General features: G+C 38.4%; 13 protein-coding genes and 1 pseudogene. 1 reads left to right on the top strand and 13 read right to left on the bottom strand.

Annotated elements, in window-relative coordinates:
* Positions 1 to 55: 55 nt before the first annotated feature.
* From FTT92_RS03850 to FTT92_RS03835, 4 genes are all read right to left on the bottom strand, one after another.
* Entirely contained in the window at positions 56 to 751 is a 696-nt protein-coding gene (locus FTT92_RS03850) for a hypothetical protein (protein ID WP_257231577.1), read from the bottom strand.
* 172 nt (positions 752 to 923) lie between these two features.
* Complete coding sequence (locus tag FTT92_RS03845; protein WP_078188742.1) at positions 924 to 1,619, bottom strand: methionine ABC transporter permease; 696 nt, start codon at positions 1,617 to 1,619, stop codon at positions 924 to 926.
* Positions 1,616 to 2,641 carry a methionine ABC transporter ATP-binding protein gene (locus tag FTT92_RS03840; protein WP_180084292.1) on the bottom strand — a complete coding sequence of 342 codons (1,026 nt, stop codon included), beginning with the start codon at positions 2,639 to 2,641 and terminating at the stop codon, positions 1,616 to 1,618. The genes FTT92_RS03845 and FTT92_RS03840 overlap by 4 nt, the downstream gene beginning before the upstream one ends.
* Before the next feature lie 75 nt (positions 2,642 to 2,716).
* Positions 2,717 to 3,589, bottom strand: a complete 873-nt coding sequence (locus tag FTT92_RS03835; RefSeq protein ID WP_180171489.1) for a MetQ/NlpA family ABC transporter substrate-binding protein — start codon at positions 3,587 to 3,589, stop codon at positions 2,717 to 2,719.
* Positions 3,590 to 4,245: 656 nt separating this feature from the next.
* Between FTT92_RS03835 and FTT92_RS03830 the strand changes: the two are divergent.
* Positions 4,246 to 4,566, top strand: a pseudogene (locus tag FTT92_RS03830) (pyrimidine/purine nucleoside phosphorylase).
* Positions 4,567 to 4,812: 246 nt separating this feature from the next.
* On the opposite strand, the gene FTT92_RS03825 reads toward FTT92_RS03830, so the two are convergent.
* The 9 genes from FTT92_RS03825 to FTT92_RS03785 all read right to left on the bottom strand — a co-directional run bounded on the left by FTT92_RS03825 (position 4,813) and on the right by FTT92_RS03785 (position 14,403).
* Positions 4,813 to 5,367: a GNAT family N-acetyltransferase gene (locus tag FTT92_RS03825; protein ID WP_180171488.1), complete on the bottom strand. Its 555-nt coding sequence runs from the start codon at positions 5,365 to 5,367 to the stop codon at positions 4,813 to 4,815.
* Positions 5,368 to 5,465: 98 nt separating this feature from the next.
* On the bottom strand, positions 5,466 to 6,803 hold the full coding sequence (locus FTT92_RS03820) for an anti-phage deoxyguanosine triphosphatase (RefSeq protein WP_180171487.1): 1,338 nt from the start codon (positions 6,801 to 6,803) through the stop codon (positions 5,466 to 5,468).
* A gap of 79 nt (positions 6,804 to 6,882) precedes the next feature.
* Positions 6,883 to 8,166: a phosphoribosylamine--glycine ligase gene (purD, locus tag FTT92_RS03815; RefSeq protein WP_180171486.1), complete on the bottom strand. Its 1,284-nt coding sequence runs from the start codon at positions 8,164 to 8,166 to the stop codon at positions 6,883 to 6,885.
* A 132-nt stretch (positions 8,167 to 8,298) separates the two neighbouring features.
* Positions 8,299 to 9,873, bottom strand: coding sequence for a bifunctional phosphoribosylaminoimidazolecarboxamide formyltransferase/IMP cyclohydrolase (gene purH, locus FTT92_RS03810; RefSeq protein WP_180041125.1), 1,575 nt, complete (start codon positions 9,871 to 9,873; stop codon positions 8,299 to 8,301).
* 95 nt (positions 9,874 to 9,968) lie between these two features.
* Complete coding sequence (gene fis / locus FTT92_RS03805; RefSeq protein WP_001086304.1) at positions 9,969 to 10,238, bottom strand: DNA-binding transcriptional regulator Fis; 270 nt, start codon at positions 10,236 to 10,238, stop codon at positions 9,969 to 9,971.
* A 392-nt stretch (positions 10,239 to 10,630) separates the two neighbouring features.
* Positions 10,631 to 11,515 (bottom strand): DUF3426 domain-containing protein, encoded by an 885-nt coding sequence (locus tag FTT92_RS03800; RefSeq protein ID WP_180171485.1) that lies wholly within the window; start codon positions 11,513 to 11,515, stop codon positions 10,631 to 10,633.
* An 18-nt stretch (positions 11,516 to 11,533) separates the two neighbouring features.
* Positions 11,534 to 12,436 carry a 50S ribosomal protein L11 methyltransferase gene (gene prmA, locus FTT92_RS03795; protein WP_078188734.1) on the bottom strand — a complete coding sequence of 301 codons (903 nt, stop codon included), beginning with the start codon at positions 12,434 to 12,436 and terminating at the stop codon, positions 11,534 to 11,536.
* Positions 12,437 to 12,562: 126 nt separating this feature from the next.
* Positions 12,563 to 13,450, bottom strand: coding sequence for a bile acid:sodium symporter family protein (locus tag FTT92_RS03790; protein WP_180003877.1), 888 nt, complete (start codon positions 13,448 to 13,450; stop codon positions 12,563 to 12,565).
* Between the two features lie 74 nt (positions 13,451 to 13,524).
* A complete protein-coding gene (locus FTT92_RS03785) occupies positions 13,525 to 14,403 on the bottom strand; it encodes a bile acid:sodium symporter family protein (protein WP_180171484.1) in 879 nt (292 codons plus the stop codon).
* Between the last annotated feature and the right edge of the window lie 89 nt (positions 14,404 to 14,492).

The following is a 14,492-nucleotide window of genomic DNA, read 5'->3' as shown; positions in this document are numbered from 1 at the left end:
ATGCAGATTTATAAATTCACTGTTTAAGCAATAAACGCTGTATGACAATCACGATTTAGCAAGCAATACCTTGATTCACTGAAAAGGCAGGTAATTTGCCATTTTTAAAGTTGAAGGCTAGATTGCCAATATAGGGTAAATCATAGTTATGCGGCTCTTTCAGTACGGATTTTGCATGAGTCGGTGAGAGTAAAATCACATATGCAACTTCATTTGGATTGGCTAATTTTGCACTTTTGGGAAAGTCTTTTACAAATTGTTGATAGTTATATTGGCTTGTCAGATGTTTTGACCCAATTTGAATTTTATCGCGTATTTGAGTGGATTTATGCCATTCCATCCAAACATCCCCTTTGGTCTGTCCAAGTTGGGCGAAGCTGCTTTTATTTTTATAGAATGAATCATTCTTAACTTGAGGATTGTCCTCTGCATAAATTTCAAATTTTAGAAATTTACCTTTTGATGTGACATGAAATTCAGTATTGCCGGTACATTCTGAATATTCATATTTAAGCTTTACTGGATTTTTGCTGATTAATGCATTTGCTTTTGATGCAGGCAAGGGTAAGGCTAAGTCAACATCATTTACCTTAATACTAGTGATATAGTCATAATCAGCAATGGATGCAGATGCTGCTGAAGTGATCAATATCTCAGTTGTGAAAAAAGTTAAGCGGAAAATTTGTGCTGGCAGTGTAGTTTCCATGGGGAATATAAAATCCTGTTCTTTTGATGTTTTGTCGTAATTCAAGTTTTTGGAAACGTAATATTGAAGGTTATATTTTAAATTTTATGGTGTTGCTAATTTGCCGTCAAAGTAATTTAGGGTCAAAGAAATCTTGGTTTTAGTTCTGCATTAAAAACTAAATTTTAAACACTAAAAAGCCCTCCGAGGAGAGCTTAAATATATGAATTATGCAGGCTTAGCGCAGTTTTGATAACCAGTCCCCCAGACTTTGAACAATTTGTACTAAAATCAACAATACAATGACGGTCATGATGACCACGCTACTATCAAAACGTTGATAACCATAAGAAATGGCAAGATCACCGATACCGCCTGCACCTACTGCACCCGCCATGGCTGTTGCACCAATTAAGCTAATGGTTGCAGTCGTTAAGTTTAAAATTAAAGAGCTACGAGACTCTGGTAGGACAAATTTAGTAATGATTTGCAGCGGAGATGCACCCATCGCTTGAGCAGACTCAATGATGCCGTCATTCACTTCAAGCAACGAAGTTTCAATCAAACGACCAATGTAAGGACCAACATAGATTGTGAGAGGAACAATTGCAGCCCAAGTACCAATTGAAGTACCCACAATGACTTTGGTCAAAGGGATGACCGCAATCAGGAGGATAATAAATGGCAATGAACGCAGCGCATTCACAATCGGGTTCAAACCATGGTAGATGACACGGTTAGGCAAAATGCCTTGTGGACGTGAGACATATAAAATCACGGCCTGGATAAAACCCCAAATACAGCCAAAGAGCATGGCAAAGAACACCATGTGAAAAGTTTCTTGTAGGGCAGTGACGAACTGATCCATAGACAAAGAACTTTTCCAAAAGGGTGCTGTAATTTGAGTCAGCCATTGAACAATTAAATCTCTCATTGCTGAACTCCTGCTTGAGTGACTTCAACGCCATGTTGTTCTAAGAACGCCACCGCTTGTTGAATCAATGCTGCATCACCTAATAGCTGAACGAACATTTGTCCAATCACCGCACCATTAATTTCAGTCATATTGGCAAACAAAATATTCAGGCTAATATCAAACTGTTTAATTACCGCTTGAATGACGGTTTCCTGTGCCGAACTGCCCAGAAATTTTAAACAATAAATACTGTTATGGTTTTGATTTTCTAGATTATTTAAAATATTAACAGGAAGCTGTTGCTGCAATACAGTTTGAATAAAGTTTTTGGTTGTATTGTGTTTTGGCTGACTAAAAATCTCTAAGGTTGAGCCGTGTTCGATGATTTTCCCTTGTTCCATCACCGCAACATAATCACAAACAGATTCAATCACATCCATTTCATGGGTGACCATCACAATAGTAATGCCTTGTTCTTGATTGATTTTCTTTAATAACGCCAATACCGATTTGGTAGTTTGCGGATCGAGAGCTGATGTTGCTTCATCACACAGTAAAATTTTAGGATGATTGGCAAGCGCACGGGCAATCCCGACACGTTGTTTTTGACCACCAGAGAGCTCATCTGGATAGGCATTTTTCTTATGTTTTAAGTCAATAAATTCGAGCAACTCTTCTAAACGTTTATGGCGTTCAGCTTTAGAAACACCTAAAAGTTTAAGCGGCATTTCAATATTTTCTGCAACAGTTTTGGTTTGCAGTAAATTGAAGTGCTGGAAGATCATGCCAATATTGGTTCTTTCTTGACGTAGCTCTGCCGAATTTAAAGCAGTAAAGTCTTTATCATGAATAATAATTTGCCCTTCACTAGGACGTTCTAGCAAATTAATTAAACGGATTAAGGTACTTTTGCCTGCACCACTGTAGCCAATTAGACCGAAAATACAGCCATCTGGAATGTCCAGATTAATCTGATCCAGTGCTGTAACGGTTTGGCCTTTTAGCTCAAAATGCTTGGAGATATTTTTAAATTGGATCATAGCGTCAAAAAAGGGTTCAAAAATGAAAAAACAGGCAAAGTAAACTTTGCCTGTTTATTTGAAGAAATTATATTACTATTTTGCTTCAGTGAGGTAGCTAGTTGGTTTGTTTACATCAATTTTAGTACCACCAAAATGTTCATCGATGTAAGCTTTAACTGCTGGAGTGTGATAAAGCGCGCCTACCTTTTGTAGAACTGGGTCATTTTGACGGTCAGCAGCAACAGCAAGAATGTTCACGTTCATTTTTGTACTTTGGTCGATTGGCTCATAGTAAACCGCATCTTTCAGTACGTTTAAACCACCTTCCATCGCAAGGGTATTACCCAAAACAATCGCATCAACTTCGTCTTTAACACGAACCGCAGTCGCCATTTGAATTGGTTTGATTACGATTTTCTTCGCATTTTCAGTTACGTCAGCAGGTGTACCTTTTACATCGTCAAAATCAGCTTTAAGTTTGATTAAGCCAGCAGATTGAAGTAGTAACAATGCACGTGATTCGTTTGCGCCATCATTTGGAATCGCGATTGTTGCACCTGTTTTGAACTCTTCAAGTTTGTTGACTTTGCTTGAATAGATACCCATTGGCTCTAAATAAGTAGTCGAAAGCGGTGCGATTTTATCTTTATTGTTGTCATTAAACGCAACCATATAGGCATATGACTGGAATGCATTAACATCAATTTCTTTGTTCGCTACAGCAGTGTTCATAGACACATAGTCAGTAAAGTTTTTCACTTCTAGTTTAATGCCAGCTTCTTTGGTTTCAGGAAGCGTAGCAATATAGCGCCAAATATCAGCATCTGAACCAGTCGAAGCCATGGTAACAGTTTGCACTTCTGCAGTGTCTTTTTGTTGTGCGGCGTCAGTTGCAGGAGCTTCTTGTTTACCACAGCCTGAAAGGCCCACAGATAAACCGAGAACTAATCCTAGGAGCTTTTTCATATATTCACCCGAGTAAATTTATAAAATTAATAAATTCACAAATCATATTATGGAGAGATTTACTTAAGTCTTTTATCAGACAGGCTGATAGATGCTTAATAATTTAAAATGCTACACAGACTTATACAATTAGATCTGAGTCTATTTCCAAATGGGAAAAGATAGCCATTGCAAGCTGCTGTAAACAAAAGATTTAATAAAGCAAATCTCTATATTTCGCTAGGCATCATATCAATTTTTTATTATTCAATATAGTGATTTAAAAAGTTATGCTTAGCACCAAAAATGTATATGGAATATGTTTAATTAAATAATTTAATAAGTAAAAACAATATATTATTTATAATTAAACTATTTAAGTACATCATTTATATAAGTTTAGGTCTATATAACAAATTTTAAAATGTATTGCTGAAAAAATGATAAAAATGAAATAAGTCCTGTCATACACAAAATTTGTAACATTCATATGTGAAAATAACGGAGAGCTTCAATCTAATCTGCATTGAAATCTTTATTGATATATTTGAAGTTCAACTCTGATTCATGGTTTTTCAAAATCTTAGATCTAAATCTGAGGAAGATTGAATCCGCTACAGTGTTTAAGATAAACTGCTTAATAATTGATCATAATAAATTGCTATGTGCGGCACGCTATGTTAAATCAGTTTAATTTCGTCTCATTTGTAAAAAAGCCTACGGTTCATTATGGTGGTAGATCGGTGAGCCATGTTTAAAAAATGGAAGATGGTAGCCAAAAAACTATAGGTGTATTTTTGATATCAGAACAACCTATGACGTTTGAGGTGCATGTGAAAGAACGTGTTGAAATCACATCGGGGCAGTGTGTTGTGCAAATTGGGGAGCAGGGCGAGTTTTTTCAATATACTTTTGGCGAAAGCTTTATTGTTCCACAAGATTCTATTTTTAAAGTGCAATGTACTGATGTTGTCGATTATGTATGCCATTTTGATTAAGCATGCTTAAACAGGTTGGAGTTGCTTTAGCATTGTGACTTATGATTTTTACTTCCAAAGCCATAGTAATTGATATGTTTAGAGTTTAAACCCCGCATTTAGCGGGGTTTTTTATATGATTTAATGAATGAATTAGCTTTCTTATACGAAATCCTGTAGTTACTAAAATTAAAGAATTTAACATCACCTATAACCACTGTTTGGCAGAGTTAATGTGCTTTGGTTTTGTTGTGAATAAATATTCAATTAGCAAAATGGAATGTGCAAATAATCACTACGTTGTATTTCATACAGCACGTGTTTATTTAAGGAATGCTCTAGTGGTACAAGTGGATGATTAAACTCACGGACTTTTTGCATACCAATTTTTTGCATCACATGTTCGGATGGTTTATTTAGACACGCTGTAAATGAAATGACTTTCTCAAGTCTTAGATTTCGAAAAGCATGTTTGAGAACTGCTTTCGCACCTTCGGTAGCATAACCTTGATGCCAATATTGCGGCAGTAGCCGCCAGCCAATTTCAGGTGCATCGGCTATTTCAAACTCAGGTGGGTGTACGTGTAAGCCGATAAAGCCAATAAATTCACCTGTAGCTTTAAGCTCGACAGCATATAAGCCCCAGCCGCGTGTTTCGATTGCATCACGTATGCGTTGTATAAAGGCAGTAGCTTCAGAAGCATCGAGTTTTTTAGGGAAATAGCGCATGACTTCGTCATCTGCACACATTTGAATAAATGGGGCGGTGTCGGAGTCTTGCCATTGGCGGAGGATGAGGCGAGGGGTGACTATAGGTAACATTGTTATATTTAGGGGAGTAATCGAATAACATAAATATATTATCCGATTACTCAGAGTTTTTTATAACTCTAACTTAGTTACTAACTTGTTAAGGTTAATTACAGATGATCGAATATAGACCCTTTATGTGGAGCATAAATTTTTTCATATAGTCGTGTTGCATATTCATCTGTCATCCCAGATACGTAATCGCAAATTACACGCATCTTTTCATTGTTATCTTTACCTTGATCATATTTGTCATATGTGGATTTAGGAAGTAGTCTTTTAGGATCAGAGCTTAATGCTTCAAATAATTCAATTACGATTTTTTGACCTTTGAATTCTAATAATTGTACATTGGTACTTTTGATAACTTTTTTGAATACTAATTCAAAAATATGTTCTCTCAGTGAATCCCAAGGTTCAGCCATGAAAGCATTCCAACGTAGTAATGGTTCTTCAAATATTTTATTTTCTTGAAGATAAATGCTAGTAATGAATTGATGGACAAGATTGCCAATTTGTTCTTTTCGTCTATAGCTATCTTTAGAAAAGAGTTCCTGGCCGATAGTGTGTGATGTAAGACCACATTTTTCGAAGAAATGCTCTTTATTATCGTTATGGATTTTCCAATGTTCTAGTGTGATGAGTTTAAGCGATATGGCATCTTCAAAATCGTGTAAGCTGTATGAAATATCATCAGCAAGTTCCATAATACTTGCATCTAAACTATGAAATTTAGGTTTATGGTGTTTAGTGCTACTAAATTCGAGTCCAACAAAATGGTCTTTATCTTTTTTACTTAATTTGTCTAAAATAAATTTTTCAACAATATCTTTTTCAGAGTCTAAATAGCATTTAGGTGGTTTCTGATAATCTGCTTTTGCCAGCCAATTTTTTTCTGGTAGCGTTCCGTAGAAGCTACCGTTACGTGCTGCGCTATAGGAAATTGGATATTTTAAAACCCCTAAAAGTAATCTACGAGTAAGGTTCATACCATTTTTTTCAGTATATTTTTCTAATTTTGTAAGAATTCTGAGAGTTTGCCCATTTCCTTCAAAACCACCAAATTCACGCATACATATATTCAAAGCAACTTCACCACCATGACCAAAAGGAGGATGCCCTAAATCATGTGCTAAGCATATTGCATTGATTAAGGCAGAACTAGGAAGTATGTTATCCAAAGTTTCTGGGTTAGGTTTATTAGTATACGTTCCCTTTTTTAAATGACGTTTAATGCCAGTACCTATTTGTGCAACTTCCATTGAGTGGGTTAAACGTGTACGGTAGAAATCACTCTCACCAAGCCCCAAAACTTGTGTTTTAGCTTGAAGTCTACGAAAAGCTGATGAATGAATTAAACGAGAAAAATCACGCTCATATTCATGACGTGAATCATTTGATTTTCTATCCTGTTTAAGAATTCTTTCTTCCCAATGTTTTTGTTCCATATCTATAACCTTTTAATTTTTATGTTTCAATTTTACATAAAAAACCCGCACTTAGCGGGGTTTTTATTCTTAAATCTAATTAAGCATTTTCACGTGCAATTGCACGGTAACCAATATCTTTACGGTATTGAACGCCGTCAAAGGTTACTTTTTGGCAAAGTTCTAAGGCTTTCGCTTGAGCTTCACCAATGGTGTTTCCAAGCGCAGTCACGCACAGTACACGGCCGCCAGCAGTTACAATGTCACCATTCTCAAGTGCTTTAGTACCAGCATAGAATACTTTCGCATCAGCCATTTCAGTGTCTAAACCAGAAATCACATCACCATTGCTAGAAGTTTCAGGGTAGCCCTTAGATGCAAGTACGATACCTACAGTCTTACGCTCATCCCATTCAGCTTCCGCAGGTAAGTTACCCGCAATACCTGCTTCAACTAGGTCAACTAAAGATGATTTTAAACGCATCATAATTGGCTGAGTTTCAGGGTCGCCAAAACGACAGTTGAACTCGATCACTTTAGGTTGACCTTGTTCATCAATCATTAAGCCTGCGTATAAGAAACCTGTATAAAAGTGCCCGTCTTTTTTCATACCTTCAACGGTAGGACGCATCACTTCATTCATGGTTTTTTCAAATACGTCAGCCGTCACTACAGGCGCAGGAGAGTAAGCACCCATACCGCCTGTGTTTGGACCTTGGTCACCTTCAAAGATGCGTTTATGATCTTGTGAAGTCGCCATTGGCAAGATGTTGTCGCCATCAATCATACAAATGAAAGATGCTTCTTCACCTGCAAGGAATTCTTCGATGACTACACGCGAGCCAGCATCACCAAATTTGTTGCCTGCAAGCATGTCATCAATTGCATCAAATGCTTCTTGATTGGTCATTGCAACGATCACGCCTTTACCTGCAGCAAGACCATCAGCCTTGATTACAATTGGCGCGCCATTTTTTTCAACAAATGCTTTAGCAGCATCTACTTCTGTGAATACGTCATAGAAAGCAGTTGGGATGTTGTGGCGTTTTAAGAAGTGCTTTGCAAATGCTTTAGAACCTTCAAGCTGCGCAGCAAATTGAGTAGGACCCCAAATTTTTACACCCGCTTCACGGCAAGCATCTACAACGCCATTTACAAGCGGTGCTTCAGGACCAACCACGATTAAATCAACTGCATTGTTTTTTGCAAAGTCGATAATTGCTGCATTGTCTAAAATGTTAAGCGCAACATTTTCGCATTTATTTTCAGTTGCAGAACCCGCATTACCCGGCGCTACAAATACTTTTGCAACTTTGTCATCTTGTGCGATTTTCCATGCAAGCGCATGTTCACGACCGCCATTACCCAAAACTAAAATATTCATCGGTTCATACTCCATGAATCGAAAATGACATAAAGTCCTCAACCTGAAAGCAGGAGAGGACTTTATGCAAGATTAGAAATCTAGTGTATTAAGCAAAAAAATGTGCTTAATTGTCATGATCAAGTTGCCAACTTAGTGACGGAAATGACGCATGCCAGTGAAGACCATTGCAATACCAGCTTCATCAGCAGCAGCAATTGTTTCTTCATCACGCATAGAACCACCCGGTTGGATAATGCATTTGATACCTGCTTTCGCAGCGTTATCAATACCATCACGGAATGGGAAGAATGCATCAGATGCCATTACAGCACCTTCAACAACTAAACCAGCATGTTCAGCTTTGATTGCAGCAATACGAGCAGAGTTAACGCGGCTCATTTGACCTGCGCCCACACCAATGGTTTGACGGCCTTTCGCATAAACAATCGCGTTAGATTTAACGTATTTCGCAACTTTCCAAGCAAAGATTAAGTCATCAATTTCTGCTTCAGTTGGCGCACGTTTAGTCACAACTTTAAGGTCATCTTTCGTGATCATGCCTAAGTCTTGGTCTTGAACCAACAAACCGCCATTCACACGTTTGTAATCTAACTGAGCTTTACGTTCAGTAATTGCAGGAAGCTCGCCGCATACGAGTACACGTACGTTTTTCTTCGCGCCAGTCACTTCAAGCACGCCTTCAGCAACGCTTGGAGCAATGATCACTTCAACAAATTGACGGTCAACAATGGCTTGCGCAGTTGCGACATCTAATTCGCGGTTAAATGCAATGATGCCGCCGAATGCAGATTCAGGGTCAGTTGCATAAGCAAGGTCATAAGCCGCTTGGATGCCGTCTAAAGATACTGCTACACCACATGGGTTTGCGTGTTTTACGATGACACATGCAGGCTTAGCAAATGATTTTACACATTCAAGTGCTGCGTCAGTGTCTGCGATGTTGTTATAAGAGAGTTCTTTACCTTGAAGTTGTTTCGCAGTAGAAACAGATGCTTCAGTTGCTGTGTCTTCTACATAGAAAGCAGCAGATTGATGCGGGTTTTCACCGTAACGTAAGTCTTGAACTTTGTTCAATTGAGTATTGAAAGTACGCGCAAATTTATCTGCTTGACCTTCTTCCTTACCTACGCGAGCGCCTAAGTAAGATGCAATCATGCCGTCATACTGTGCAGTATGTTCAAATGCTTTAACCGCAAGGTCAAAACGAGTTGCATGTGATAATGCGCCTTCAGCTTTTAACTCTTCAACAACAGTTCCATAGTCAGATGCATTTACTACGATACCTACAGATGCATGGTTTTTCGCAGCAGCACGAACCATAGTCGGACCACCGATGTCGATATTTTCAATCGCATCAGCAAGTGAGCAGTTCGGTTTAGCCACAGTCGCAGCGAAAGGATAAAGGTTAACAACAACTAAATCGATTGCATCGATGTTGTGTTCAGCCATCACAGCTTCGTCTAGACCGCGACGAGCTAAGATACCACCATGAATTTTCGGATGTAGCGTTTTTACACGGCCGTCCATCATCTCTGGGAAACCTGTGTGCTCTGAAACTTCAACTACGGCAACATTATTGTCTTTCAACAATTTGTATGTTCCGCCAGTAGATAAAATTTCTACCCCTAGAGCAGCAAGTTCTTGTGCAAATTCAACAATTCCAGTCTTGTCAGACACAGAGATTAAAGCGCGTTTAATAGTCATGATCTTCGTCACAGTTTTCAAGGAACAGATTAAAACAAAATTAGCAAAATGCAGGTTAAAAAAAATGCCTGCGGAAGCCGCAAGCATTTTATCATTTATTCACTCATTAAACCGTGAGCTTTCAACTTTTTACGTAAAGTACCACGGTTTAAGCCGAGAATCTCAGCAGCGCGGGTTTGATTACCACGTGTATATTCAAGAACTACAGATAGAAGAGGCTTCTCCATTTCCGCCAGCACCATATCGTATACCTGAGATGGTTGCTCGCCTTGCAATTGTGCAAAGTAATGGCGAACTGCGCGATCTACGTGAATACGAAGAGCGACATCAGATTGTGCAGTAAAAATAGGAGATTTGCTATTCATGCGAATTAATCCGAAAAATCAAATATCACTTGGGTAAAGTGATTTGTTAAAAGTGGTCTATAAACTTGAATGAACTCCGTTTTAGTTCCTAATGCGGAGTTCTAAAACTTGTACATTACTTGTAGCTTGACACAACTCGCAAAATTGTTCGAAAAATAAGCGTAACAATAGATTAATAATTGTTACAGCCTAAAAAACAAACAAAAAATCTACTCAATACGCAATAAATATTAAAGCGCACGGTTGGGATTGTATTTGTTGTGAAAAATTAGCGAGGAGTTTGCAGCACAAAGCTTTCGTGGCGCGTATCATACCATTGTCTAGGAAAAAGTGAGCAAGAAAACTGCATTTTTTTTATGTTTTTTTTACTTTTTTAATAGTTTTTTCCAATATTAGGGGCGAATCAACTCAATTGAATAATTATCGAAGCTCTTGCGTGCAATTGGTAGACTAAATTGGAATTGAAAAGGACTACTTTTTGGGATCCGTTGGATGCCATGCAGACTTTTGTCCAAATACTCTTCAGGTAAAAGCGTATAGTTTGCTATTTCAGTACCATTTTCTTTTAGTGAAATTTTCATATTGGGTAAGGCTAGGCTACGGTCATGAAAATTGATCATTTCACCTGTAAAACGTGTTTCATTATTTCCAATGCTACGAATTTTGACTTTTTTGGTACTAATTAAACTGTAATGTTCCTCTAGGCGTGAACAATTGAATACATCACAGACCGCAGTAAATGCAGCACCCATCACTGGACTATTTTTTAAATATTGAGGATTGAACCAGAAAAACTGGAATATCAGTGCACCAAATAAGAAAGCATTAATACAGAACCACATAAAATAATTCAGTGGTGTACGTTTTTTATCTTTTTCAGCCTGTTCTGCCCAATTTACAGCAGGCAGGTTGCCGATCGGTTCGGTGCTGAAATAATTTAAGTTATTTAAATAAGTTTTTAGATCGATATTAGAGTTTTCGACTTTTTGATCAAATAGTTTTAATAAATGGTGGGTTGGTGTTTCTTCAATAGTCACTGGTGTAAGCGTATTATTAAATTCGCTGACATTAATAATAGTATTGGAGTTTTTTTGCGGTGCATTTTCTTGCTCAGGGGTAGAAAAAGACAACGCTTTATCTACCACCAAATGAGACAGTGCATTAAAAGATGTAGAGCACTTTGGGCAACAAACCATGCCCTGAGCGACAGTAAGCTGCGGAACAGTTACTTTATATGTTGTAAAACAAGTTGGGCAGTTAGTTAATTTGTCGCTCATAAGTACACATTTTAAATTTTAATACTGTTGGCGTTTACCCGAAATTCGGCACCATGTTTCGTCACGTTTTTCTACGTCTAATATATCAAAAAATTCAGAATAAACACTAGAAACATCAGAAACTTGCTCTTCAATTACGCCTGCAAGTGCGAACTCGCCCTCAGATTTAATTAAAGTTGAGAATTCTGCAGCCAAGGCCATTAGAGGGCCTGCAAGAATATTGGCAACAAACACATCGGCTTTTTGTCCAGCGAGTTCTTGGTTGAACTCTTCAGGTAGGCCTACATACAAATTTTCCAGTACACCATTCAATTCGGCATTTTGTTGTGTTGCTAAAACGGCTTGTGGGTCAATATCAGTGGCATAAACTTTTTTTGCACCCAAAAGTAAAGCGGCAACACCTAAAATACCAGAACCACAACCGTAGTCGATTACGATTTTATCCTTAAGATCAACTTTACCTAACCATTGTAGGCATAGGAATGTAGATGCATGGTTACCAGTACCAAAAGCAAGACCTGGGTCTAGTTTGATGTTAACGGCATCTGCTTCTGGCGCTTCCATCCATTCTGGGACGATCCAGTATTTTTCACCAATTTGAATAGGCTCATAAGCATCCATCCATGTGCGTTCCCATTCTTGGTCTTCAATGAATTCGCTACGCATTGGTGCTTCAGGAAGTTGAGCTTTAATAAATGTTTCTAATGCTGCAACATCAATTTCTTCATCATCTTCTTGTGCATATATACCAGTTACGATCACTTTATTCCAAAGTGGTGTTTCACCTGGAAGTGGTTCAAGTAAATCCTGATTTTCTGCATCATCTAGCGTGACACTGACTGCACCTAAAGAACTGAGCAGCGTTTCAGTGTAATCAACTTGAGCTTTTTCAACAGTAATATGAATTTGTAACCACTTCACGGACATAACCTAAATGAGTTTTATAAAAAGCTATTGTAACGGAACTCGGCAACTTGCAGCTAGCGATTATCAAAATTGACAAAAAATAAAAGGATGCACGTAGCATCCTTTTAACTTTTCAGTGCCTTAACTTTTAATTGTTTCGGTTGTAGTTGTCGAGATCGGTGCGAAACGTGTAATTAGGAAGCCAAATACAGCGGCAAAGATATACATAAAGATTGAATAAACCGCTGCAGGCATTGCAACGGCCGAGCTGGCCATCACCGTTAAGGCGATGGTCATGGCCAACGTACTGTTATGAATACCGATTTCAAATGCACAAGCACGTGCCTGAGCACTATTGATGCCGAACAGTCGCGGAACAAAATAACCGATACATAAGCTGAAAATACAGAATAGAACCGTAGCTAAGCCAACTTGGGTTAGATAAGCCGCAATATTATGTCGTTCAGAGTAAATAGCACCGATAATAATTAAGATGAGAAAGACCACAGCAAAGATACGGAGTGGTTTGTGCAGTTTCTCGGTCAGTTTGGGTGCATAGTGACGAAGCAGCATGCCTATACAGACGGGGATGATAATGATGCCGAAAACTTGGAGGATTTTTCCAAATTGCAGACTGATTTGTTGCCCTTCTTGCATGAAGTGCATGATCGAAAAATTCACGATCAATGGAAGGGTTAATGCTGCAATGACAGAGTTGATGGCGGTCAGGGTAATATTTAAAGCCAAGTCACCTTTAAATAGATAGCTAAATAAGTTCGCTGTACTACCACCGGGTGAGGCTGCAAGTAGCATCAAGCCGACAGCAAGCAGTGGTGGTAATGCTAACAGTTTACATAGTAGAAAGGCGATACCGACAAGCAACACGAGCTGGCAAAATAATGCGATCAACACGGCTTTAGGATGTTTGGTGACACGTGCGAAATCTTTGGGGGTAAGTTCTAGCCCAAGCCCGATCATAATAAAGGCCAGTGCTAATGGCAAAAGAACCGTAATAATTCCAGAATCCATCGTACTTATTCTCCTTGAGCATATTTAATGGTTTTTCACCAAAGTCCTTATGGTGATTACGTTTGAAAAATAGTTTAGGTTTTCACTTGTTGAATTAGGTGGCTGCCACGGCGTGTCAAAATAAAACCAAATAAGGTTGCCAATAAATACATAAAAATAGAATAAACACCGGCAGGTATCGCCACTGTGGTGTTTTCAAGCACACTTAGTGCGATGGTTAGGGCGATACTGGTGTTATGAATACCAATCTCAAAGGTACACGCACGAGCCTGTTTTTCAGGCACACCCGAGAGGAATGGAATTAAGTAACCCAAAAATAAGCCACTGAAACAGAGTAAACAGGTCGCAATGCCGACGCTGGCAAAATACGTAATGATGTTGGATTGTTCACGCAAAACTGCGAGTGTAAAGATAAGAATTAATAAGAAAATAGACAACATTCGCATCGGTTTGTTGATGTGATACGCAATGGTCGGAAAGGAGTTGCGAATAAACATACCGAAACATACCGGTATCAAAATAATCAAAAATACATGGGTGATCTTATCGATAGGCATGCCAATACTGGTACTTTCACCAACAAAATGCAAAATGGATAGGTTGACAATAAACGGCAGTGTAAAGCACGAAACAACTGAGTTAATGGCCGTTAAGCTAATGTTTAATGCAACGTCACCTTTATATAGGTAGCTGAATAGGTTTGCTGTGGGGCCACCGGGTGAAGCCGCAAGCAACATGAGCCCCACCGCAAGTAATGGGGGTAACTCAAGCAACTTACACAGGAAAAACGCAATACTGGTCAGTAGAATAAGCTGAATAAATAAAGCGATGAAAATAACTTTTGGATAGCGTCCAACGCGTAAAAAGTCTTTGACTGAAAGTTCAAGCCCCAAACCCATCATCATGATGGCTAAAGCAATGGGCAGAAAAAATGCAAATAATCCCGAATCCATGGAATTTCCTGATATTTTTATCCTTATAGTATTTTTTGAGTTTATCTCAGTTTAATAAATAAGCAATAAATAAAAGCGAGTAAAAACTG

Source organism: Acinetobacter sp. YH12023 (genome assembly GCF_013420135.1).
GTDB lineage: Bacteria > Pseudomonadota > Gammaproteobacteria > Pseudomonadales > Moraxellaceae > Acinetobacter > Acinetobacter amyesii.
This window is presented reverse-complemented; position numbering and strand designations above follow the sequence as displayed.